16 protein-coding genes and 4 tRNA genes are annotated in these 22,105 nt (G+C 53.8%); 10 read left to right on the top strand and 10 right to left on the bottom strand.

The features are described from left to right. Positions 1 to 14 precede the first annotated feature (14 nt). Positions 15 to 1,967 carry an acyltransferase family protein gene (locus tag G516_RS24285; protein WP_084644903.1) on the top strand — a complete coding sequence of 651 codons (1,953 nt, stop codon included), beginning with the start codon at positions 15 to 17 and terminating at the stop codon, positions 1,965 to 1,967. An 84-nt stretch (positions 1,968 to 2,051) separates the two neighbouring features. After that, complete coding sequence (locus G516_RS21310; protein ID WP_051219000.1) at positions 2,052 to 4,106, top strand: capsular polysaccharide biosynthesis protein; 2,055 nt, start codon at positions 2,052 to 2,054, stop codon at positions 4,104 to 4,106. A 108-nt stretch (positions 4,107 to 4,214) separates the two neighbouring features. Here the strand turns inward: G516_RS21310 and G516_RS0106285 are convergent, their stop codons facing one another. Together G516_RS0106285 and G516_RS0106280 are read right to left on the bottom strand one after the other, a co-directional pair. Beyond that, complete coding sequence (locus G516_RS0106285; protein WP_028292938.1) at positions 4,215 to 6,581, bottom strand: fatty acid cis/trans isomerase; 2,367 nt, start codon at positions 6,579 to 6,581, stop codon at positions 4,215 to 4,217. Between the two features lie 48 nt (positions 6,582 to 6,629). Beyond that, positions 6,630 to 7,844 carry an MFS transporter gene (locus tag G516_RS0106280; RefSeq protein ID WP_028292937.1) on the bottom strand — a complete coding sequence of 405 codons (1,215 nt, stop codon included), beginning with the start codon at positions 7,842 to 7,844 and terminating at the stop codon, positions 6,630 to 6,632. A gap of 164 nt (positions 7,845 to 8,008) precedes the next feature. On the opposite strand from G516_RS0106280, the gene G516_RS0106275 reads away from it, so the two are divergent. Further along, entirely contained in the window at positions 8,009 to 8,884 is an 876-nt protein-coding gene (locus tag G516_RS0106275; RefSeq protein ID WP_028292936.1) for a LysR family transcriptional regulator, read from the top strand. 79 nt (positions 8,885 to 8,963) lie between these two features. Here the strand turns inward: G516_RS0106275 and G516_RS0106270 are convergent, their stop codons facing one another. Continuing rightward, the gene (locus G516_RS0106270) at positions 8,964 to 10,427 is read right to left on the bottom strand and encodes a leucyl aminopeptidase (RefSeq protein ID WP_028292935.1); all 1,464 of its coding nucleotides are present in this window, start codon (positions 10,425 to 10,427) and stop codon (positions 8,964 to 8,966) included. A 226-nt stretch (positions 10,428 to 10,653) separates the two neighbouring features. Between G516_RS0106270 and lptF the strand changes: the two genes are divergently transcribed. Beyond that, positions 10,654 to 11,724, top strand: a complete 1,071-nt coding sequence (gene lptF / locus G516_RS0106265; protein WP_028292934.1) for an LPS export ABC transporter permease LptF — start codon at positions 10,654 to 10,656, stop codon at positions 11,722 to 11,724. Beyond that, positions 11,721 to 12,800 (top strand): LPS export ABC transporter permease LptG, encoded by a 1,080-nt coding sequence (gene lptG, locus G516_RS0106260; RefSeq protein WP_245582620.1) that lies wholly within the window; start codon positions 11,721 to 11,723, stop codon positions 12,798 to 12,800. The genes lptF and lptG overlap by 4 nt, the downstream gene beginning before the upstream one ends. Before the next feature lie 34 nt (positions 12,801 to 12,834). Here the strand turns inward: lptG and G516_RS0106255 are convergent, their stop codons facing one another. After that, positions 12,835 to 13,278: an RDD family protein gene (locus G516_RS0106255; RefSeq protein WP_028292932.1), complete on the bottom strand. Its 444-nt coding sequence runs from the start codon at positions 13,276 to 13,278 to the stop codon at positions 12,835 to 12,837. Between the two features lie 177 nt (positions 13,279 to 13,455). Here G516_RS0106255 and pdxH point away from each other — a divergent pair, with 177 nt between their 5' ends. Continuing rightward, entirely contained in the window at positions 13,456 to 14,094 is a 639-nt protein-coding gene (gene pdxH, locus G516_RS0106250; protein WP_028292931.1) for a pyridoxamine 5'-phosphate oxidase, read from the top strand. A gap of 222 nt (positions 14,095 to 14,316) precedes the next feature. Here the strand turns inward: pdxH and G516_RS0106245 are convergent. Beyond that, a tRNA-Met gene (locus G516_RS0106245) sits at positions 14,317 to 14,393 on the bottom strand. An 85-nt stretch (positions 14,394 to 14,478) separates the two neighbouring features. After that, positions 14,479 to 14,555, bottom strand: a tRNA-Met gene (locus G516_RS0106240). Between the two features lie 564 nt (positions 14,556 to 15,119). On the opposite strand from G516_RS0106240, the gene G516_RS0106230 reads away from it, so the two are divergent. Continuing rightward, entirely contained in the window at positions 15,120 to 15,812 is a 693-nt protein-coding gene (locus G516_RS0106230; protein WP_028292930.1) for an FKBP-type peptidyl-prolyl cis-trans isomerase, read from the top strand. 95 nt (positions 15,813 to 15,907) lie between these two features. On the opposite strand, the gene G516_RS24605 is transcribed toward G516_RS0106230, so the two are convergent. The 4 genes from G516_RS24605 to galU all read right to left on the bottom strand — a co-directional run bounded on the left by G516_RS24605 (position 15,908) and on the right by galU (position 17,461). Next, positions 15,908 to 16,174, bottom strand: a complete 267-nt coding sequence (locus G516_RS24605; RefSeq protein WP_156878965.1) for a hypothetical protein — start codon at positions 16,172 to 16,174, stop codon at positions 15,908 to 15,910. Positions 16,175 to 16,336: 162 nt separating this feature from the next. Further along, a tRNA-Pro gene (locus G516_RS0106220) sits at positions 16,337 to 16,413 on the bottom strand. A gap of 20 nt (positions 16,414 to 16,433) precedes the next feature. Further along, a tRNA-Asn gene (locus G516_RS0106215) sits at positions 16,434 to 16,509 on the bottom strand. 118 nt (positions 16,510 to 16,627) lie between these two features. Further along, positions 16,628 to 17,461 (bottom strand): UTP--glucose-1-phosphate uridylyltransferase GalU, encoded by an 834-nt coding sequence (gene galU / locus G516_RS0106210; RefSeq protein ID WP_028292929.1) that lies wholly within the window; start codon positions 17,459 to 17,461, stop codon positions 16,628 to 16,630. A gap of 391 nt (positions 17,462 to 17,852) precedes the next feature. On the opposite strand from galU, the gene zwf reads away from it, so the two are divergent. The 3 genes from zwf (at position 17,853) to G516_RS0106195 (ending at position 22,089) form a co-directional block, all read left to right on the top strand. Then, positions 17,853 to 19,310, top strand: a complete 1,458-nt coding sequence (gene zwf / locus G516_RS0106205) for a glucose-6-phosphate dehydrogenase (RefSeq protein ID WP_028292928.1) — start codon at positions 17,853 to 17,855, stop codon at positions 19,308 to 19,310. A gap of 30 nt (positions 19,311 to 19,340) precedes the next feature. Continuing rightward, on the top strand, positions 19,341 to 20,042 hold the full coding sequence (pgl, locus tag G516_RS0106200; protein WP_028292927.1) for a 6-phosphogluconolactonase: 702 nt from the start codon (positions 19,341 to 19,343) through the stop codon (positions 20,040 to 20,042). Between the two features lie 319 nt (positions 20,043 to 20,361). Continuing rightward, positions 20,362 to 22,089: a sugar phosphorylase gene (locus tag G516_RS0106195; RefSeq protein ID WP_028292926.1), complete on the top strand. Its 1,728-nt coding sequence runs from the start codon at positions 20,362 to 20,364 to the stop codon at positions 22,087 to 22,089. Positions 22,090 to 22,105: the final 16 nt, after the last annotated feature.

Genomic DNA, 22,105 nt, shown 5'->3' with positions numbered 1-22,105 from the left:
AACAGGAAACGATTTTGAAATATCGGGCGGACATTGATGGGCTGCGGGCACTGGCGATTGTGCCAGTGGTGCTCTTTCACGCAGGGATTAGCGGATTTTCCGGCGGCTTCGTTGGGGTCGATATCTTCTTTGTAATCAGTGGGTTCCTGATCACTTCTATCTTGTTGGAAGAGCAGGCAAGGGGCGAGTTTAGCCTCACGAAGTTCTACGAACGGCGCATCCGGCGCATTGCGCCAGCACTCTTCCTGATGATGTTTGCTTGTATCCCGTTTGCCTGGCTATGGATGCTGCCAGAGCAGATGGCGAGCTTTTCTGACAGCTTGTCTGGGGCCGCGCTGTCGGTTTCCAATATGGTGTTCTGGAGTGAGAGTGGCTACTTCGCCGCCTCAGCGGAAGAAAAACCCCTGTTGCACACCTGGAGCCTGGCGGTGGAAGAGCAGTTCTACCTGTTGTTTCCGCTGTTATTGGGTTGGTTGTGGAAGAAAGGTCAGGCCAGCTTGGTGAAGTGGCTGGTGGTGATTGCTGCGCTGAGTTTACTGCTGTCTGAATGGGGCTGGCGCCATGAACCAACCGCCAATTTCTTTTTTGCATTAAGTCGGGCCTGGGAATTGTTGGCGGGTGCGCTGGCTGCCTGTTGCGTGAGGGCTGGCTGGGCTCGTGTTCATAACAGCCTGTCTTTGCTTGGCCTTGTGCTGTTGTTGGTCGCTATCTTCGGATTTGATGACCAGCTGCCGTTTCCCAGTGTGTACGCCCTGTTGCCCGTTTTGGGTGCCGTGCTGGTGATTATGTTCGGCGGTTCAGAAACGTTGGTTGGTCGGCTGCTGGGGAAAAAGCCATTGGTCTTTGTCGGACTGATCAGTTATTCGACTTACCTGTGGCATCAGCCGCTCTTCGCTTATTCACGAATTCGAACAACAGAAGACCCGGGCATGATGGAAATGTCGGTTTTGACGGTCGCGTCGTTTGTTTTGGGGTATCTGGGTTATCGGTTTGTCGAGCAGCCGTTCAGGAGTCGGGAGCGGTTTTCGTCGAAGTTTATGTTTCGGTTCTTTTTTGCCGGTACCGCTTTGTTCATCGCGGTGGGTGCGGCGGGTAATCTGACCGAGGGCTGGCCGCAGCGCTTCGAACAACCGGCATTTGTTGAGCAAGGTAAGTTTGCCTTGCCTTCACGTTCACAGGGCTTTTGCTTCTACGACTTTAATACCGATAAAACACTGAAGCCGGGCAGCGACGGCGTTGAGTGTTCAATGAGTGCGGAGGGCGTGGAAAACCTGGATAGCTTGGATGGCTTGGAAAGATCGCAGGATTCAGATGAGAAAAAAGCACCGTCAGTGCTGCTGTTCGGTGATTCCTTTGCAGCCCAGTGGGAGCCGTATTTCAAAAAGATGGCTGCCAAACAGTCGCTGCAGCTTCATAGCGTGACCACCAATTGGTGCTTTCCTTCACTGGGTCATGGCAGTACAGCGAAGGTTGGCCACCGCTCTCGTAGCCAATGCGACATGAATCGAGCATGGTTCGCCAACCACTATCAGGACTACGACGTGATCGTGCTGGCCGGAGCCTGGTATCAGGTTCAGCAGCATCAGCTGTCGGAAGAGGTTGAGGATCTGATTCGTCACGTCGCTGAGAACCCGGACGTGCAAGTGGTTGTGCTGGATGTGCCGCCGCTTTTCCGGCGTGATTCGGTCGAGCGAGCGGTGTATTTCACCGACCAAAACGTATTGGTCGATGCATTGAAAGCGGACCCCGCGCAAGCCTTCTGGAGGCAGCTGGTTAGCAACTTGGCTGATGTGCCGCGAGTTCGGTTGATTAATCAGCGTGACCTCGGACTTACTTCTGCACGTGGCTATAAAACCGAAGAGGGTTATCCGTATTCGCTGGATGGCTCTCACCTGTCGGTTTATGGCAGCGAAAGGCTTTATGCTGAAAACCCTGTCTTGGCCAAGCAGATATTGGATCTGTTGTAGTATCCGAGCTGTTGGCCAGACCTGCTGGAAGTCTGACTTGTGATACGATGGCGGCTGTTTCCTGTCGCCAACACAAGGACTTCCATGGCATCCCCAGAAGTACCCCGTTCCTCGCAGCCTGCGGCTGTTTCTCCGTCCAAAGGTGTTTTGGCTAATCGTATTGTGCAGGCGCTGTGGCGTTGTGGTTCTTTTCCCGTTTCTGGTAGTGCCAGGTCTGCAAACACTCCTGTTGAAGTACTGGGCTGGGGGCGGAAGGCGTCTGGTTTCAAGGCCATCAAGCAAGCGCAGGCCAAAGGTCTGCCTTTTTGGTTGCTGGAGGATGGGTTTGTCCGCTCGTTAGGACGAGAAGACGATTCCTTGTCGTTGGTTCAGGATGACTTGGGCATTCACTACGATGCCACTGAGCCGTCCCGGCTGGAGTCGCTGATTCCACAGCCACTTTCTGATCAACAGCAACTGCGCGCGGATGCCATTGCCGAGCAATGGCGCCGTTTGAATATTTCCAAATACAACGCCGCGCCAGATTACACCGGCGAGTTGCCGGACGATTTTGTGCTGGTGGTGGATCAGGTGGCGGGTGATGCCTCCATTGCCTACGGCCTGGCCGATGCGGAACGATTCCGACAAATGCTGACGGCAGCGCTGGATGAAAACCCGCTTTCTGCCGTGGTACTGAAAGTTCACCCGGATGCTTACACACGCGCCAAGGCCGGACACTTTGATCTGGCGACGCTAAAGCACCCTCGTCTGAAGGTGATTGCCGAGAACTGCCATCCGGGCAGGCTGCTGTCTAACGCTCGAATGGTTTATACCGTTACCTCTCAAATGGGGTTTGAAGCCCTGGTGTGGGGTAAACCGGTTCGCTGCTTTGGCATGCCGTTCTATGCGGGCTGGGGACTGACCCATGATGTACTGGACGCGCCAATACGTCGTCGTCAGGCGGCTGTGGTTAAGGTGCGGTTGCAGCAACTGGTGCATGCGGTACTGGTGTCTTACAGCCGTTATATGGACCCGGAAACCGAGCAGGAAACGGATATCGAAGCCGTGATGTCGCTGATCCACTTGCAGCGTCAGCAATGGTTGAAAAACCATGCGCTTGGCACTGTGCATGCGCTTGGCTTTTCGCGTTGGAAAAAGCCGATTTTGCAGGACTTTCTTTACGGTGCGGATATCCATTTTTGCAACAAGGCGGAGGAGGTTCCTGCTGGAGCAACGCTGGTGCGTTGGGGAGTGAAACCGATTCCTGAGGCTCTTAAAGGCAAGTTGAAACGCGTCATTCGGGTGGAGGATGGCTTCTTGCGTTCATCCGGTTTAGGAGCAGATTTGATTCGTCCGCTGTCGTGGGTATTTGATGATCAGGGAATGTATTACGACGCCACTCAGCCATCGCGTCTGGAGCACATTCTGGCTAACCATGAATTTGATGATGCCACTCTCGACAGCGCTCGAAACCTGCGTAAAACCATCGTCAGTGCGCGTATTTCCAAGTACAACCTGACCGCTGGTGACTGGCTGCCGAGTGGTGCTGCGAAAGGCCAGAAGGTGGTGTTGGTGCCCGGCCAGGTAGAATCTGACGCGTCGATCAGAACCGGCGCAGGAAAGATCAAGACCAATCTGGATTTGCTCAAAGCCGCCCGTGCAGCCGAGCCGGATGCCTGGCTGGTGTTCAAACCGCACCCGGATGTGATGTCCGGCTTGCGTAGCAAGGACGTTGCTATGGCGGAATATGAAGCCATTTGCGATGAAATTGTTCTCGCTGGGGATTCATCACAAATGCTGGAGCAGGTTCACGCTGTGCATACCATGACGTCGTTGCTGGGCTTTGAAGCCTTGCTGCGTGAGCGCGAAGTGTATTGCTACGGGATGCCGTTTTACGCCGGTTGGGGCATCACTTACGATGAGTTCAAAAACCCACGTCGCAGTCGTCAGCGGTCGCTGGATGAGCTGGTGGCTGCCGCACTGATGGAATATCCGTCGTATGTCAGTGCCAAATCCAGACGGTTCAGCAGTGCCGAGCGCATTGTGGCCGAGCTTCAGCGCTGGAAAGCCAACGGGCCGTCGAAAATGCCGCTGTGGCGGCAGGCCTTGAGGGTGGTGTTGCGGTTGTGGGTTGCGACAGGAATTCGCAAGGGAGCGTAGCGCGGCGTAACAGGGAGCAATCCCGCTGAATAGCTCAGTGCCCGCATATTGTTAAGAGCGAGCGGCTGATGATTTCCAGCCGCTGTTGTGCTCATACGGCTAACTCTCTTAGCGATTTTCCAATCGGTTGTAGTCCAGAATGCCGCTGGCCAAAGGCTCCTGCTGGCGGTACAGCTCGGCAATTTGGTCACTGACGTCCCAAAACGCAGGGTGCGTCCGACGCACGCCAAAATCTCCCAATAGCTGACGGTAATCGGCTTCGGTTTTCATATTACCAATGGCGTCGACCAATTCAGGCAGCTGCTTTTCCTCGGTTTTTAATATTACATTCGGGTAGTCACCCACCGAGCCACTGGCCAGCGTTAGTGTATCTTCCGCTGGCAACAACGCCGCTTCTTCGTCCAATAGGGAGTTGATGTTGCTGTGGCCGCGGTTGTGAACGACGCTGATGATGTCGACTGGTTTGCCATCGCGGGTGACGAGTATTTTGGCCACTTCCGGTAGCGGCTTCAGGCCTTTGCCCTTGAAGGTTTCCAACGCGTTCAGAGCCTGTTTGGCATCGTCTGACAGCGGGCTGCTGGCAATTTCGTATTGTCGGTTTATCACTGGCTGCAAGCGTTTGGCAAAGATCTCGTACAGTTCTTCTTTCGGGTTGTCGGTTTTGAAGTCGATGGCCGATTCAACGTCAACGTGGCTGTAGTCGCCGAACATGTAGTCTTTTACGTCGTCGTCTGCGTTGCGATACCAGAATTTGCGGGTTTTCACGCGCTCATCTTTTGGCAGGAACAGCAGGAAGTTCATTTCGCCTTCCATTCGCAGGAAGTCCATGTACATGCGCGTGACCAGCTGGTGGCCGAGGTTGCCGTATACGTCAAAACCCGCCACCAGCAAGTAGTGAATGCGCTCCAGCAGCGGGTAGTCGATCACCCAGGCCGTTTTCGGCGGTTGGCCCAGTAAGCCTTGCACCACGGTGGCGTTGTCAAAATGGCGCATCACGGTCAGGGCCGCATTGGAATTGGTGCCATAGCCATCCCAGATGAGGGTTTCATCCAGCGGCAGGCGATTGTTCATTTCCTTTTCAATCAGTGCACTTTTGGCCTTGAGGTACTGCTTCTGTTTGTCCGAGAACTTCAGCCATGACGTCAGCGGCAGGGCATTGCTGGACTGCTCCGCGGGCATGTCGAGCTGCTGTGCCTGATTCTGCAGGAAGTTGGCGGCATCTTCGCCGTAGTTGATGTCCGGATTAACGAAGTACACCCAGAACTGTTCGTTAATCACATTCACCGCCACCTGGCCACGGCACACGGGCCCCTTGATAAAGGCCATGATGGTTTCGCGCGCATGCTCCAGCAGGAAGCGATAGCGGCCATCCGCCGGTAACTGCACAAATGCCTTGAACGGGTTGCTGGCGACTTCGGGTTTGTAGCCCGGCAACTGGGACACCTGATAGTCAGGGTCCAGCAGGTAGCTTTTCCATTCGTTCCAGCGCGTGTCGTTCAGCGTGAACGGAATATGGTTCTTGGCGGTGACGGTTTCACGTTCTGGCATCAGGCGATACCAGACCCGGTCGACCTTGGGGTCGTCGTAGGGACGGCGAGTGGCGATAACCTTGATATCTTGCCCTGGCGGAGTGCTGGAGCGAACCAGTCGGAAATGGGCGGCTTCACGGTCTTTGTTGTTGTCGCCAAGGTACAAGGAGTACAGGTAAATGTGTTCGTAAATATAACGACTGACCAGACGGTTTTTCAGGGCGTCGCCGTTAAAACGTTGCTCCCACAATCGTATTTCTGACAGGGTATCGGCCGACAGCGGTCGGTCAGATGGCATCAGGGCGCCGCGCTCCATCCAGCTGGTAAGGGTGCTGTATTCGGCATCGGTCAGTTGAGGCAGGCCGTAGGGCATACCCCAGTTTGGCCGTTCAGCACTGAACTGACTGTAGGTTTCTACGGTTGGACATTGCTGATCGCGGTTAAGTGCGAAGTCGTAGCTGCTGTCGAGAATCGGATGTTCAAAACTGCCTTGTTGTTGGCGCAGCGCAATGGCCCGATACATCAGGCTGGCAGCCAGATTGGCTTCGCTGGTCGAGCGACGTTCGTTCAGTACCGGTTTGAAGCCCATGTCACGCCACTGCTGGGTGGTTTGGGCATCCAGATACAAGCGTTTGGGATCTGATGCCAGCAAGCGGGTGCCGTCGTACACCACTTCCTTGTTGAGGCCGCGGGCGATACCGGCGGTAGAGGTTAACTTGAGCTGGCAGGGAGCGTCGTAGCAGGCGTGGCAAGCAACGCAGCGGTTTTCAATAATGGGCGCAACGTCATCGTTGTAGAATTTGCCCTCGAAACTGTCCCAGGCCACCGTGCGGTTTTTGGGACTGCTGGTGCCGTACTGATCGTCGAAAGACTGTGCGGCCAATACCGCACAGCCGCTGGTGAACAGGATCAGCAGGGCGATCCAGACTCGGCTGGTAGAAAACATGCGTGGAAAAACCTTCTGGGTTTGTTGGCGCTGTTCTCTGTTGTTTACTCAGTGTACAGCGTTCTTATTCACCAGCTCTGATGCCGTGCGCTGGTGAGCGTTCCGTAAAACGTTGCCCAACAATAGCGTACCTGCAAGCACCAGCACAGACCCAAGCACCACACCTTGCCAATGATTCCACTGCCAGAACAGGTTCAGGTACAGGCCGCCGGTACTGGCGCCAACGTAGTAGAACAGCAGGTACAGTGAGCTGGCGCTGGCTTTTGCCCGTTCGGCATTGCGGCTAACCCAACTGCTGGCGCTGGAATGCGCGAAGAAAAATCCAAAGCTGTTGATGAAGAAGCCCAGAATAATTACCGGTAATGACGGCACCAGAGTGACCAGAGTGCCAACAATCAGAATGGAACTGCCAGCCATCATGCACTGGGGTTGGCCAAAGCGCTTGCCCAGCTTGCCAGACAGTGTAGAGCCCAGGGTGCCCGTCAAATAGGTGAGGAACATCAGTCCCAAAAACTGAGGGCTAAGCCAGTAGGGATCGGCTTCCAGTACAAAGGTAATGAAGCTGTACTGGTTAACAAAAATAAAGAAGTTGAAGCCGCCGAGTAAAAAGGCGGGTAGCAGCCGCGGGTTCGACAGATGCAGTTTCATATCGGCCAGCATGTGCTGGGGTTTGAACGGGCGACGGTGAAAGTTTTGCTGCTTGGGCAGCAGCACCAACACGGCCAGCCAAACAACGACACCCATGCAGCCAACCACCACAAAGGCTTCGTGCCAGCCGAGGTGCTCACCGGCAAAACCGCCAATCACCCGGCCACCAATGCCGCCCAGAGAGTTGGCAGCAATGTACAGTCCAACGGCCGACATCAGGGCATCGGAGTCGAATTCTTCGGCCATATAGGCCACGGCGATGGCAGGCAGGCCCGCGAGGAAAATACCCTGTAGGGCTCGTAATGCCAGCAGTGTGTGGTAATCGTTTACCCAATACAGCGACAAGGTCACCACGGCTACGCCCGCCATACTGCCAATCATCAGCCAGCGGCGGCCAATGGCATCCGAGGCCGCGCCGTAGAAAATCAGCGCGGCCCCCAGCGTTAGTGTTGAAATGGTCAGGGAATAACTGGCCTGCAAAGGCGATACGCCAAACTCCCTTGCCAGCATCGGCAGCAAAGGCTGGGTGACGTAAAGGTTGGAAAACACCATAAAAGAGCCGAGGCAAAGTGCCAGTGTGATTCGCCACCAGGCGGCGGTGCCACTTGTGATCATGCAGGTCTACCGAAAGAGAAGTTACAGGCGAACTATAGGCTTCCGCTTTTCATCATAAAAATATATGTTTGATATAGTTTTAATCAAAATCCGTTATGCATACATTGGTCGTAAGAGCGGCTGTGTTTCTTCCTACTTAATCGAAGTCTCCACAAGGCTATCAAATGGACTACAAGGCACTCAGTTACTTTCACGAAGTGGCCCGGCTGCAAAGTTTTACCCGCGCGGCGGAAAGCCTGGATGTGGCTCAGCCGGCGGTGAGCATGGCCATCAAACGTTTGGAGCAGCAACTGCAATTGACGTTGTTTCATCGTCGGGATCGGCAAATATCGTTGACGGATGAGGGGCAGCGTTTGTTCAAACAGGCTCATCGCATCATTCAGGCCATGACCGATGCCGACCTGGAAATGGAAGAGCTGCGCGGCCTTCAGCGAGGCGTAGTGCAATTGGGCACGCCGAGCATGCTGGGCTCTTACTACTTCCCTCCGATGATCATGGCGTTCAAACACAAATACCCGAACCTGAATTTATCGGTACATGAAGGCGGCGCCTGGCAGTTGCAGCAGTTGCTGGAAAAGGGCGAGCTGGATCTGGCGGTGATCGAATCAGGCGAGGTGTCTGAAAACATTGAATCTGTGCCAATTCTGCGGGAAGAAATGCGCGTTGTGGTGCCACAGGATCACCCGTTTGCCAGCCGGGAGTCGGTATCGCCGGAAGAATTTTTGCAGCAAGAGCTGGTGATCTTCAGGCCGGGATATTTTCACCGCCGGGTGTTGGACCAGATGGCGGAAAACGCTGGCATTCAACCTGCGATCAGTTTTGAAACCAATCTGTTGCCACTGATTCGGTCGATTGTGAAACAGGGCTTCGGTATTTCGACGTTATTGAATATGGCCGTAGAGAACGACCCGGAATTGGTAACGGTGTCGTTTGACCCGCCCATTGAGCTGGATTTGTGTCTGGCGTGGCGGAAGGACGGTTATTTATCGAAGGCCAATCAGGCGTTTGTAGAATTTATTCTGGAGAACGTTCGGCTGTGATGGCTGGGAGTCGGGAGACACGCATTTTCATTGGCAGGGCTGATATCAGCCCTGCCAACAAACAAAAGCGGTGTGCTGGTTACTTGTTCAGCAAGTAGTTCACCAGCAGAGCAACCGGGCGGCCAGTTGCACCTTTGGCTGCACCGCCGTTCCAGGCCGTACCTGCAATGTCCAGGTGCGCCCAAGGCGTACCTTCAGTAAAGCGGCTCAGGAAGCAGGCAGCGGTGGTTGCGCCAGCCAGTGGGCCACCAATGTTGGCCATGTCGGCAAAATTGGAATCCAGCAGTTCCTGGTAGTCATCTTCCAAAGGCAGGCGCCATACCTTGTCCTGGCTGTAGGCGGCAGCGGATTGCAGCTGCTCTGCCATGTCTTCGTCCTGGGTGAACAGGCCGGAGTTCACGTTGCCCAGCGCGGCCATACAAGCACCGGTCAGGGTGGCAATGTCTACCACGGAGGCTGGCTTGTAGTTGTCGATGCCGTAGGTCAGGGCATCACACAGCACCAGACGGCCTTCGGCGTCGGTGTTGAGGATTTCAATGGTTTTGCCAGACAGGCTGGTCACTACGTCGCCCGGCTTGGAAGCGTTACCCGCAGGCATGTTTTCAGCGCTGGTTACCATCGCCAGGACGTTGATTTTTGGCTTCAGCGCCAGCAGTGCTTTCACGGTGCCAAATACAGACGCCGCGCCACACATGTCGTACTTCATTTCGTCCATCTTGGCGCCCGGCTTCAGGCTGATACCGCCGGTATCGAAGGTAATGCCTTTACCCAGCACCATGTGCGGGGCTTCGTCGGCGTTTTCGGCGCCCTTGTACTGCATCACAATGATTTTGCCCGGCTCGCTGGAGCCCTTGGCAACGGAGTAGAAAGCACCAGCCCCCATTTCTGCCAGCTTTTCCTGGTCCAGAATGGTGGTTTCCAGCGAGGAGTCTGCGGTCAGTGCAATGGCTTGCTCGGCCAACCAGGTTGGGGTGCAAATGTTTGGTGGCATATTGCCCAGTTCTTTGGCGAAGTTCATGCCTTCACCAATCGCAGCACCTTTCAGCAGGGCCGCCGATACGTCAGAGCCAATCCAGCTAACACTGTCAGCTTGTTTCGGGGCATCTTCAGGCTGTGGTTTGGTTTCTGTGAACTTATAGCTGTTGCCGGTAAAGGCAATGGCTGCTTGTTCCGCCCACCAGCTTTCTGGCAGTTCATCGCTGGCCAGTTCGCTAATGGCCAGGGCCACTTCGCCTTCGCGCTTCAGGGTTGCGTTGGCAATGGCGTTCAGAATTTTGATGGCTGACGTGGCTTTCGGAGCTTCTTTCCCAGTACCTACCAACAATACGCGTTTGGCTGCGATGCCACTAACGGCTGGCAGCAGCAGGGTTTCGCCGCTCTTGCCCTTGATGTCGCCTTCTTCAAAGCGTTGGGTCAAAAAGCCGTTGGATGCTTCGTCAATGAGCTTGGCAGCGTCGGACAGCTTGCCTGACTGGTCGATAGTGACCACAATACACGCCGCTTGAACTTCGGCCGCAGATTGTTGGGATACCTGGTATTTCATAAGTGCTCCTGCTGGGAACGTTAGTGGCAGACCCCGGTCGATGTCACTGCCGGATCTGAATTCCATAGATGCTTATAATGTGCGTGCAGTTTCAGGAAAAACAAGTGGTGAATGGACAGCTTTGTTTCATATCAGTTATCGATCGGGCGTTAAAGCCTGTAGTGGCTGTGCGCTATGCTTCATCATTCGGATTCTTCATCGTTTAACAGAGACTAGGCTCTTTCCCTTGATCATTTTTCGTTATCTGGCCAGAGAGCTGGCCGGGTCCTTGTTTGCTGTCACCATTGTGCTGCTGATGATTTTGATGAGTGGCCGACTGATTCGCCAGTTGGCCGCCGCTGCCGCCGGTGAGGTGTCGCTCGATATCGTATTTTTCACACTGGTGCTGCGCCTGCCGTCCTTTCTGGAAATGATTCTGCCGCTGGCGCTGTTTATCGCCATTTTGCTGGCTTACGGCCGTCTGTATGCGGAAAACGAGATGACGGTGCTGACGGCGACCGGTTTCTCCAATCGCAAGCTGTTGTTATACACCGCAGGTCCTGCCGCTGCCATTGCACTGGTGGTGGGTTCGTTCAGTTTGTATCTGAGTCCCTGGGGGGCGCAGCAAATGGAAGGGCTTTATAAAAAGCAGGCCCAGCTGACCGAGTTTGAACTGCTGGCACCGGGGCGCTTCCAGAGTATGAAGGGTGGTTCCCGGACCACCTATGCGGAATCGCTGTCAGATGACAAAACCCAAATGAACAATGTGTTTATCACCGATGGCAATTCCATCCTGCTGGCCAAACGTGGCACCCAGTACGTATCGGATGAAACCGGTTCCCGCTACCTGGAATTGCACGACGGCAAGCGCTATGACTGGACGCCCGGCAGTCTGGCGTTTCAGACCCTGGATTTTGAGCTGTACGGCGTGAAAATCGCCGATGAGCTGGAAGAGCGCAAAAAGCTTCGTAAGGAAGCGGTACCGACTCTGGACCTGTTTGGTTCGGATGATCCCAAGCATCAGGCGCAGCTGCAGTGGCGGGTGTCGATGGTGCTGATGGTACCGATCGTGATGCTGTTGGCAGTGCCTTTGTCGAAGGTAAATCCTCGCCAGGGACGTTTTGCACGCCTGTTTCCGGCCATCGTGCTGTTTATGGTGTACATCTCGCTGCTGATCGCCATGAAGGGAATGCTCGAAAAAGGTCAGCTCAACCCAACCATTGGCTTGTGGGGCTTGCATGCTGTGTATCTGGTGATCGCAATGGGGTTGTTGGTTGTGCCTGAGTGGCGTCGTCGTTTGAAGGTGAAGTCGCTATGAATATGCTGGCCATGAGTCGCCTCGATAACTACGTCGCCCGCAATGTCGTGATGGCCACTTTGGTGGTTGTGGTCGTCATTGTTGGCCTGGATGCTATTTTCACCCTCGTCGACGAGCTTGATCAGCTCAAGAACGGCTATCAGTTTCTTGATGCCTTGCAGTTTATGGCGCTGCGTTTGCCACGCCGCATCTACGAATACATGCCGATGGCCTGTCTGATTGGCTGTTTGGCCGGTCTTGGCGGTATGGCGGCTAGCAGTGAGCTGACGGTCATGCGTGCGGCGGGGATCTCGGTTGGCCGCATTGCTGTTGCAGTGATCAAGCCGATGATGTTGTTGATGGTCGTGAACATGGCCATTGCCGAGTTCGCGGTGCCAACTCTGGAACGTGTGGCGCAGTCGCAAAAGGCGGTGGCGCAAGGCAAGGGCGATTTGTTATCGAACAAGGGCAAAGGGTTCTGGCATCGTGAAGGGGATACCTTTATGCGATTTACCGCCATTGAGCCTAACGGTGTGCTGCACGGCATTACCTTGTTCCGCTTCGATGACAATGCCAATCTGACCAGCATCAGATCGGCCGAACAGGCCATCTACGATAACGGCGACTGGCAGATGCAATCGGTGATTGATATGGAAATCTCCGACCAGAAAACGTCTCAGCAGGCGATCGCCTCAATGCCCTGGGATACGGAGCTGACCCCACAAAGCCTCAGTGTTGTGATGATTGAGCCGCGGGATATGTCGATCTCCAATCTGTATGGCTACACCCAATACCTGGAAAAGCAGGGCCTCAATGCAGATAACTACTTGCTGTCGTTCTGGCGTAAGGTAACCCAGCCATTGGGTACGCTGGCGCTGGTGGTGCTGGGGATTTCCTTTATCTTTGGCCCATTGCGTTCGGTGACGCCGGGCTACCGGATTTTCTCGGGGATTCTGGTGGGCTTGATTTACAAATACGCAGAGGACCTGTTGGCACCGGCCAGTATTGTGTTTGGCTTTGAGCCTGTGTGGGCCTCTGTAATCCCGATTGGCGGTTGTATGCTGGTTGGGTTGCTGCTGCTCAGGAAAGCAGGCTGACGAGCGTTAGCCTGCTGTTTGTGCGGGTGTCTGTTCAGGTTTTTGGGATATACACCTGATGGGTCAGTGATGCCATGTCGTGCCAGCTGCGACCACGCTTGTCTATCAAGGCCCAGAAATAGCCAATACCAAACACCATCAGCGAGAAGAAGCCGATGCCGGTGCGTAGCATGCAGTGGCTCAAGCGCACCGGTGTGCCGTCTTCCGTTACCAGCTTGATGCGCCAGGCCTTCATGCCGATGGTTTGGCCGCCCCGTCGCCAGGACGTTGAGTAATAGAAGAAGCACATACAGAAAATCATCGAATACACCACGGGTCTTGGCAGCTCGCCCAGTGGCTCACCGCCGGTTGCAGCGGCCGTTACACCGACCAGTATCAATCCCAGCACCAAAAAGGTGCCTAGCAGTACCAGGGCGTCGTAACTCAGGGCTGCGATGCAGCGAATCAGGGAAGCGGTGGGGTAGTTGTGATCAGACATGGTGCTTCTTGAATCCAGCAGGTTTACCAGTGGGTTAAGGCCGCCGATGTTAGCAGATCGGCTCAGGCCTCACGTCAATTTATTTTCTCGCCAATCAGGCGATAATACCCTTCACTGCCGGTGCGGACATTGATTTGCACAGGCCCGATTTTGAATTACCGCTAACAGGAGTCAGACATGGTGGATTTGGGTGAAATTCGTAAGGAGTACACTCAGGGACGTCTGGACGAAACCCGGGTTGCTGATAACCCGTTTACTCAGTTTCATGCCTGGTTTGAACAATACCAGGAGACCCGCCCGGAAGAGCCGACGGTGATGACGCTGGCCAGCGTAGACGCCGACGGCCAGCCCTGGCAACGAATTCTGTTGCTGAAGTCTTACGACGACAAAGGCTTTGTCTTCTTCACGAACTACCAAAGCAACAAGGGCATGCAGCTGGACGCCAGCGGCAAGGCCAGCATGCATTTCTTCTGGATTGGTATGGAGCGACAGGTGCAGATTCAGGGACGGGTCGAGAAGGTATCTCGCGAGGAATCGGCGGCTTATTTCCATTCTCGCCCACGTCAGAGTCAGTTGGGCGCCTGGGCTTCGCATCAGAGTCGTCCGCTTGAAAATCGCGCTGAGCTGGAAGCACGCTTCAACCAGTTGAATGAAGAATATCAGGACAAGGAGATTCCGCTGCCGGATTTTTGGGGCGGCTTCCGGCTGATTCCGGAGCGTGTGGAGTTTTGGCAGGGTGGTGAGTACCGTCTGCACGATCGCGTTGAGTATCGCCTTGCTGACGGAGAGTGGGCAATCCAGCGCCTGAATCCATAAAACGCATATCAGTGATGGAGGGGCGGTGAATGGCTGCTCTTTCTTCACCGCTATTCAGACACTGCGCTTCTGGCACTGCTCTTCAGGCACTGCTCTTCAGGCACTGCTCTTCAGGCACCGCGCTTTTGGCAATTCACTCGTTAGATACGCTGAAAACGAAAAAGCCCGCAAGATGCGAATCTTGCGGGCTTTTTGAACCCTGCCAAGGCAAGGTTATATAAGTGGTAGCTATGGGCAGACTTGAACTGCCGACCCCAGCATTATGAATGCTGTGCTCTAACCAGCTGAGCTACATAGCCACAGTCGGATACCTTGTTAAAGGTGTTCCTGAAACTGGCTACCCGCTTTAACAAAGCAAGTAGGGTGAGGCGTACCTCGTGTAAGTGGTAGCTATGGGCAGACTTGAACTGCCGACCCCAGCATTATGAATGCTGTGCTCTAACCAGCTGAGCTACATAGCCACGTCACGCTTGCTTTGGCGTTGCTGTGAGGCTGCCTTGGCAAGTGGCGCGTATTATGCCAATCCGATTTTGACTGTCAATCTTTTTTTACGATTTATTTCAATGAGTTAGCGCTGTACAGCAAAATTGTCAGCGACTGCTATTCTGAATGTGGAGATTCGTTGCGGGTTTGGATCTTAATGCAACGGATTGGCTAATTTCATTAACCTGGTAACAAGTTGGCGCTTTGTGAAAAAGTTAAACGTGGTTTCTTTGTGGATGGTAAGTCTGGTGCTGCTGCCTGGCTGCGACACGGGAATGAATGACTTGGGTGAACTGAGTGACCGCGAATTGCGGCACCGCAATTACGAGTGTCAGATGGCAACAAATTTGGGTGCGGCCAAGCTTCAGGTGTGTGCAAATCTCAAGCGTGAATGCGAGCGCAGGGCCAAAGCGGGCCATTATGCCTGTTAGAGGCCGTTTACATTGTGTAGGATGTCCTGTCGAACGCGCTGCCTCTCAAATGAAACCTTTCGGGGGTAGTGTTGCCATAGGGCATTCATATATTTGAGACGAGACACAAGCATGAATTTGATGAAGTCCGTACCCGTTATCTTGTTGGGTACTTTGATTTTGGCCGGTTGTGGCCAGGAGGAAAAAGTGAAATTGGAAAACCACATCGACCAGGCGAGCTACGGCGTTGGTTTGAATATTGGTCGTCAGCTGTCTCAGGAAGATGTTGAGATGAATGCCGATGCGGTTGCTGCAGGTATTAAAGACGCGCTGGCTAAAGCAGAACAGCAGGTATCTGACGAAGACATTCAGGCTGCTTTCGAGAAAATCCGTGAAGACCAGATGCGTAAGCAAGAAGCTCTGAACGACGCAGCCGCCAAGGCCAGCGAAGACTTCTTGGCTGAAAACGCCAAGAAAGACGGCGTTCAGGTAACCGATAGCGGCCTGCAGTACGAAGTACTGACTGCTGTTGAAGGCGATGCGCCAAAGCCAACTGCTGCTGACACCGTTAAGGTTCACTACCACGGCACCCTGATCGACGGCACTGTATTCGACAGCTCTGTTGAGCGTGGCGAGCCAATCGAATTCCCGCTGGGTAACGTTATCCCGGGTTGGACTGAAGGCGTTCAGCTGATGAAGGTTGGTGAGAAGTTCAAGTTCACCATCCCGGCCGAGCTGGCCTACGGTGCTCGTAGCCCAAGCCCGAAAATCCCTGCAAACTCTGCACTGGTTTTCGAAGTTGAGCTGCTGGATATCGTTAAGTAATCCAGAGCCAATAAAAAAACCCGCGAAAGCGGGTTTTTTTATGTCTGCTATTTGGCTGTTGGCTGTGCGACTTATCTGGCAGGGGGCTGGATTAATCAGGCCCTGGCCTCTGCTTCCAATTCTGAGCTGCTTTCGTCTTCTTGCGGATCTTCCTGCGTCGCAGGTGTGTCAATGTACCCTTCGATGTCCCTGAGTGTTCTGCTGACTCTGCGTTTCATAAAGTCGGATATCTCAAATGCTTTATTGCAGTGGCGACAGGTCACGTTGGGCTGTTCGGACAGTTTTGCCAAGGAAAAGGCAGTGTTGGCGTCGCAGTCGGGGCAGGGCACAGGGAATTGAACAGATTTGGCAAGTTGAGTCATGGTTCACCAATACAGCTAGCTAGGTAGTGAATTTGGTAAACAGGCTATAGCAAAATGAGACGATTAAGAAGGTGGGTTTGTTACAACTGGCACTTCTAAACACAAATGCAGATCAATAAAACTAACGAGAGAAAGGTTTGACCGGACGGTCGTAAGAAATGTTGGTCGGGGTAGAGAGATTCGAACTCCCGACATCCTGGTCCCAAACCAGGCGCGCTACCAGACTGCGCTATACCCCGAACTATTGCTGAAAGAAGAGTGGCTCCCCGAGCTGGACTTGAACCAGCGACCAATAGATTAACAGTCTACTGCTCTACCGACTGAGCTATCGGGGAATGTCTGTCTCTCAACGACGGGGCGCATATTACGGCTGGGGAGTTATGCTGTCAACACTAAAGTTGTTGTTTTTTAAGATTTTTTTGCCCCTGCGCGATGCAGGGGCAAAAACGACGCTTACGCTTTCTTGAAGATGTTTTCGTAAACGTAGTTGGTGGCTTCTACGAAGCCTTCGATGCTGCCACAGTCAAAACGACGGCCGCGGAATTTGTACGCGATCACGTTGCCTTCCTGAGCTTGCTTCAACAGAGCGTCGGTGATCTGGATTTCACCATTGATGCCAGCACCGGTTTCCTCGATTTTGGCGAAGATGTCCGGAGTCAGGATGTAACGACCGATGATGGCCAGGTTGCTTGGCGCATCTTCTTTGGCTGGTTTTTCAACCATGTTGTTAACACGGAACACGCCTGGCTCGATTTCTTCACCAGCGATCACGCCGTATTTGTGAATGTTGTCTTCAGGAACTTCCTGAACGGCAACCACAGAGCAGCCGTACTTTTCGTGAATCTGTGCCATCTGTGCCATCACGCCGATATCACCTTCGTCGGCAACACAGAGGTCATCGGCCAGAATCATGCCGAATGGCTCATCGCCCATCAGGTATTGGCCGCACTGTACTGCGTGGCCCAGACCTTTCATTTCGTTCTGACGGGTGTACGCGAAGTCGTTTTCTTCCATCAGTTTGCGGATTGGCAGAATCAGGCCTTCCTTGCTGCTACCGCGAATTTCGTTTTCCAGCTCGTAGCTGATGTCAAAGTGGTCGGCGATAGCGCGCTTACCACGACCGGTGATGAAACCCATAAACTTCATACCAGCTTCGCTGGCTTCTTCAACGCCGTACTGCACCAGAGGCTTGTTTACCACTGGCAGCATTTCTTTTGGCATGGCCTTGGTGGCAGGCAGGAAGCGGGTGCCGTAGCCGGCAACGGGAAATAAACATTTACGAACCATGGGGGTCGATCCTTCTGTCGTCATCGATACTTGTTTTCCAAAACACTAGGCAATATTTGTGTCAACTTTGAGACGATCCGTTGCGTCAGATGCGCAATGTCCCAAAAGTACCTGTTTGGAAAACACAAACTTACACTTCGTGTGGCAAAGGATTATGCAGGTTTGACGATGCAGGTGTCATGCCCAAGTTTTGTAAGGATTTAAAAATAGTCCCTTGAGATATTTTTATTTGGCTACTCGAGCCTGCTGGTTGCACTGAAAGTGTTCAGATTGGTCAAACTTGATTGCGACTCGTTGTCAGATATCGACCATTAGGTTTCTATACTAAAGAGTATGGATCACTTAGCAGGTCCATGGCGCTGCTCAAACGAACAATCATCGGGAGATAACTATGCAGATTGAAGCCCCATACGAACTGGTCATCTTTGGTGGTATGGGAGATTTGGCCCAGCGTAAGCTGCTGCCAGCCCTGTACCTGCTGTATCGCGATGGCCGCCTGCCAGCGGGCAAAATTCTTTGTGTCACGCGCCAGCCTCTGGAGCAGCAGGCATTTCTGGATACTGTGCTGGCGGCACTGAAAACCCACGTTGCAACGGAATACCTCGAAGAAGCCCAATGGCAGGGCTTTTCTGAATTTCTGGCACCGGCCACCCTCGACGCCAGTGATGTCGACGGTTATGGCGCACTGGCGGGCTTGCTCTCTGACGACGATGTCAACCGGGTGGTGTATTTGGCAACAGGTTCGGATTTGTTTACGCCCATCTGTCAGGGGCTTTCCAATGCCAATTTGATCGGAAAAAGCACCAAAGTGGTGCTCGAAAAACCAATCGGCCACGATCTGGAATCGGCTTTAGCCATTAATAACGACGTTGCGCGTTTCTTTGAAGAGCGTCAGATTTACCGCATCGATCATTATCTGGGCAAAGAAACCGTGCAAAACCTGCTGGTGCTGCGGTTTGCCAATTCCCTGTTTGAAAGCCAGTGGAATCAGCACTACATCGACCATATTGAAATCACCATTGGAGAATCCATTGGTGTAGAAAAGCGGGCAGGTTTTTACGAGCAAGTGGGGGCCATGCGTGACATGTTCCAGAACCACCTGTTGCAGCTGCTGTGTATCGTTGCCATGGAACCGCCGTCGAAACTGGAAACTGATGCGGTTCGTGATGAAAAGGTCAAGGTATTGCGGGCACTGAAGCCAATCGTCGGTGAGGCCATCAATCGTAACGTGGTACGGGGGCAGTACGACGCCGGTGTCTCAGATGGTGCACCTGTGCCGCCATACCGGGATGAGCCGGGCGTTCACCACAAGAGCAACACGGAAACCTTTGTTGCGGCCAAGGTCGAGATTGATAACTGGCGCTGGGCAGGCGTGCCGTTTTATTTGCGCACGGGCAAGCGTATGGCGGAGCGTGCGACCGAAATTGTCGTCAGCTTCAAGGAAATCCCTCATTCGATTTTCCCGCTCCAGCACAAGAACACCATGGCCAACAAACTGGTGTTCCGCCTCCAGCCAGACGAAGGTGTTCGGTTAATGCTGTGTGAGAAACGGGTCGGACCGGGAATGAGTGTGCGGCCGATGAACCTGAGCCTGAACCCGGCGAATCACCGCAAGGCCCGGGTCCCCGAAGCCTACGAGCGACTATTGTTCGACGCGTTGTGCGGTAATGCCACCTTGTTTGTTCGTGACGACGAGCTGATGGAAGCCTGGCGCTGGATCGATCCTATTATCAGCCATTGGCAGGAAGTGGATTTGCGTCCGGAGCCCTATACCTCTGGTAGCTATGGCCCGGCGGCATCGACTTTGCTTCTGGCCAGAGATGGGCGTTTGTGGGTTGAAAACAGCTGACGTCCGATACCGAGCACAGCGGAGGAACCTATGAGCGACAACCGATACGATTCCAGTGAAATTCTGGCAAGGCAGTTGGCCGAAGCCGTGGCGGACCAGTTGGCAGAGCGCATTGCGGAAAAGGGCCGTGCCTGTCTGGCGGTCAGCGGCGGCAGTACGCCAAAGCGATTCTTTGAGTTGCTGAGCGAACAGGACATCAAATGGTCAAAAGTGCTGATTACCTTGGTCGATGACCGCTGGGTGGATGAGCGCAACGAGGCCAGTAACGCTGCGCTGGTGAAACGTCACCTGCTGAAATCCCGTGCCGAAGCCGCTTACTTTCTGCCGCTGAAAACGGCAGCAGAATCACCGGTCGATGGGTTTATGGAATGTGAAAACCGGCTGCATGAGCAAATTAGCCGGTTGGACGTCGCTGTACTTGGTATGGGCACGGACGGACACACGGCTTCGTGGTTTCCGTACTCGAAAGCGCTGGATAAGTGTTTGAACGAGTCGGCCAGTGCCTGGAGTTGTCCGGTGGTCGACCGCTCGATCGAAATCCCGAGAATCACGCTGACTTGGGCTATGCTGAGCCAATGCCAGCGGTTGTTTTTGCATTTCGAAGGGGCTGAGAAGAACGCCGTGTTCGAGCAAGCCTGTGATGCCAGTGAAAGCCAGAACATAGCGGCGATGCCTGTGCGAACCGTACTGGTGCAGTCGCAGGTGCCATTAAGTATTTACAGAACGGTATAAGCGGCTTTCTGCACTTTTGTGGTGCATTACTTGTTGTTTGGCAGATTGATGCCCGTTTCAGAGCACAGTTTTCAATGTGGTTTTAGTTTGCGGGCCCAATGGGTTTTCGTTGGCAGAGTAAATCTACTGAATACTGATCAGACACTGAACAGCAATTGAACAAAAAGCCCCGAATCTCCATACGGCATTGTCGGTATGCAGGAACCGGCACGGAATTGGCACCGGGTAAAGCAGAGGGTTCTAAAAGGCTCCTTGAGGGACTCCATAGAGTGTCCCCTTCAGTTACCCATTTTTTGCAACCAGGGCAGGACTTTTTTTCATGTCGACCGAACTGAAAAGCAAACTTCAGGCTCGCCTTAACCGAATCTACAAAAACGACATCCTGGCAGACAGCGTGGCCTGTGACCTCGTCCGGCTGTGTCAGAAATTCTCGGAAACCCGTCAGGCCAAGGAACCGCGCAAACAGCGTTGGGATGAGCAGGATGTCATCCTGATCACCTACGGCAATAGCATTCAGGCACCGGGTGAAGTGCCATTTCGTACTTTGGCTAATTTCCTCCGCGAGCACCTGGCGGATACCTTGAACTCGGTGCACTTGCTGCCGTTCTTTCCTTACAGCTCGGACGATGGTTTTTCCGTTATCGACTACCGTCAGGTACACCCGGAGTGGGGTAGCTGGGAGGATGTTGCACACATCGCTGAAAAATTCGATCTGATGGCCGATCTGGTGGTGAACCATTGCTCGCGCGAAAGCCTGTGGTTCTCGGATTACGTTGCCAATGTCGAGCCCTACAGCGATTTCTTTATTGAGGCGGACCCGTCGCAGGATCTCAGCCAGGTTACCCGTCCGCGCAATACGCCGCTGCTGACGCCAGTGCATACGCACCGTGGGGTGCGTCACGTCTGGGCGACATTCAGTGAAGATCAGATCGACCTTAATTACGGCAACCCCAAGGTGTTGCTGGAAATGATGGCGATTGTGCTGTTCTACATTGAACAGGGCTCACGATTTATCCGTTTGGATGCCATTGCCTATTTGTGGAAGCAAATTGGCACCAACTGCATTCATCTGGACGAAACTCATGAGTTTGTGAAGCTTATGCGGGATATCACCGACGCCGTTGCGCCGGAGGTGGTACTGATTACCGAAACCAACGTGCCGGTGGTAGAAAACCTGAGTTACTTTGGTGATTCGGATGAGGCCCACATGGTGTACCAGTTTGGCCTGCCGCCGCTGGTGCTGCATGCGCTGAACCGCGGCAAGGCCGACTTCTTGTCGGATTGGGTGCTGAGCATTCCGCCGTTGCCAAAGGACTGTACCTACCTGAACTTTACTGCTTCCCACGATGGCATTGGCGTACGCCCAGTCGAGGGCATTTTGCCGGAGCGCGAGGTGCAGGAGCTGATTGATTGCATGCACAAGTTCGGTGGCTTCGTCAGTATGAAAGCCAACTCGGACGGCAGCCAAAGCCCGTATGAAATCAATATCGCCTTGTTTGATGCCTGTATGGGAACCCGTCGAGGGCCTGACCATTTTCAGGTTGATCGCTTCCTGTGCTCGCAGGCCATCATGCTGGCCATGCAGGGGATTCCAGCGGTTTACATCCACAGTTTGACAGCCAGCCCTAACGACCTGGCACACGTTGAACAAACCGGCCGTACCCGCTCAATCAACCGCCGTATCTGGAATAAGCCAGAGCTGGATGAGCTGTTGAACAAGCCGGGATCGCCACAGCGCGAAGTGTTTGACCGACTGCGTGAGATGATCGCCATTCGCCGTCGCCAGCCGGCATTCCATCCGTCTGCCCGTCAGCAGGTGATCAAAATCAACTCGGACGTGTTCATTCTGAAACGTACCAGTGAAGATAAAGGGCAGGTGATCTACGCCATCTGTAACGTCACAGATCGTCAATTGGAGCTGCCGCTGGCGGCGCTGGGTTTTCTGGTGAAAGACATGACCGACTTACTGACGGATACCGTGCAGCAGTGTGACGCCTTGTCGTTGGCGCCGTACCAAACCATGTGGTTGAGTACTTATCCGAAATAAGTCTTTATCTAAAACC

Origin of the sequence: Oceanobacter kriegii DSM 6294 (assembly GCF_000422845.1) — a bacterium.
GTDB lineage: Bacteria > Pseudomonadota > Gammaproteobacteria > Pseudomonadales > Oceanobacteraceae > Oceanobacter > Oceanobacter kriegii.
The sequence above is the reverse complement of the archived record's forward strand: the minus strand, read 5'-3'. Positions and strand labels throughout refer to the sequence as shown.

Excerpts from the sequence above, each read along its gene's own strand:
- G516_RS0106270 (WP_028292935.1), bottom strand. The coding sequence starts at position 10,427 with ATGAAATACCAGGTATCCCAACAATCTGCGGCCGAAGTTCAAGCGGCG.
- lptG (WP_245582620.1), top strand. The coding sequence starts at position 11,721 with ATGAATATGCTGGCCATGAGTCGCCTCGATAACTACGTCGCCCGCAAT.
- zwf (WP_028292928.1), top strand. The coding sequence starts at position 17,853 with ATGCAGATTGAAGCCCCATACGAACTGGTCATCTTTGGTGGTATGGGA.
- G516_RS24605 (WP_156878965.1), bottom strand. The coding sequence starts at position 16,174 with ATGACTCAACTTGCCAAATCTGTTCAATTCCCTGTGCCCTGCCCCGAC.
- pdxH (WP_028292931.1), top strand. The coding sequence starts at position 13,456 with ATGGTGGATTTGGGTGAAATTCGTAAGGAGTACACTCAGGGACGTCTG.
- G516_RS0106285 (WP_028292938.1), bottom strand. The coding sequence starts at position 6,581 with ATGTTTTCTACCAGCCGAGTCTGGATCGCCCTGCTGATCCTGTTCACC.
- G516_RS0106275 (WP_028292936.1), top strand. The coding sequence starts at position 8,009 with ATGGACTACAAGGCACTCAGTTACTTTCACGAAGTGGCCCGGCTGCAA.
- G516_RS0106280 (WP_028292937.1), bottom strand. The coding sequence starts at position 7,844 with ATGATCACAAGTGGCACCGCCGCCTGGTGGCGAATCACACTGGCACTT.
- pgl (WP_028292927.1), top strand. The coding sequence starts at position 19,341 with ATGAGCGACAACCGATACGATTCCAGTGAAATTCTGGCAAGGCAGTTG.
- G516_RS0106255 (WP_028292932.1), bottom strand. The coding sequence starts at position 13,278 with ATGTCTGATCACAACTACCCCACCGCTTCCCTGATTCGCTGCATCGCA.
- galU (WP_028292929.1), bottom strand. The coding sequence starts at position 17,461 with ATGGTTCGTAAATGTTTATTTCCCGTTGCCGGCTACGGCACCCGCTTC.
- G516_RS0106230 (WP_028292930.1), top strand. The coding sequence starts at position 15,120 with ATGAATTTGATGAAGTCCGTACCCGTTATCTTGTTGGGTACTTTGATT.
- G516_RS21310 (WP_051219000.1), top strand. The coding sequence starts at position 2,052 with ATGGCATCCCCAGAAGTACCCCGTTCCTCGCAGCCTGCGGCTGTTTCT.
- G516_RS0106195 (WP_028292926.1), top strand. The coding sequence starts at position 20,362 with ATGTCGACCGAACTGAAAAGCAAACTTCAGGCTCGCCTTAACCGAATC.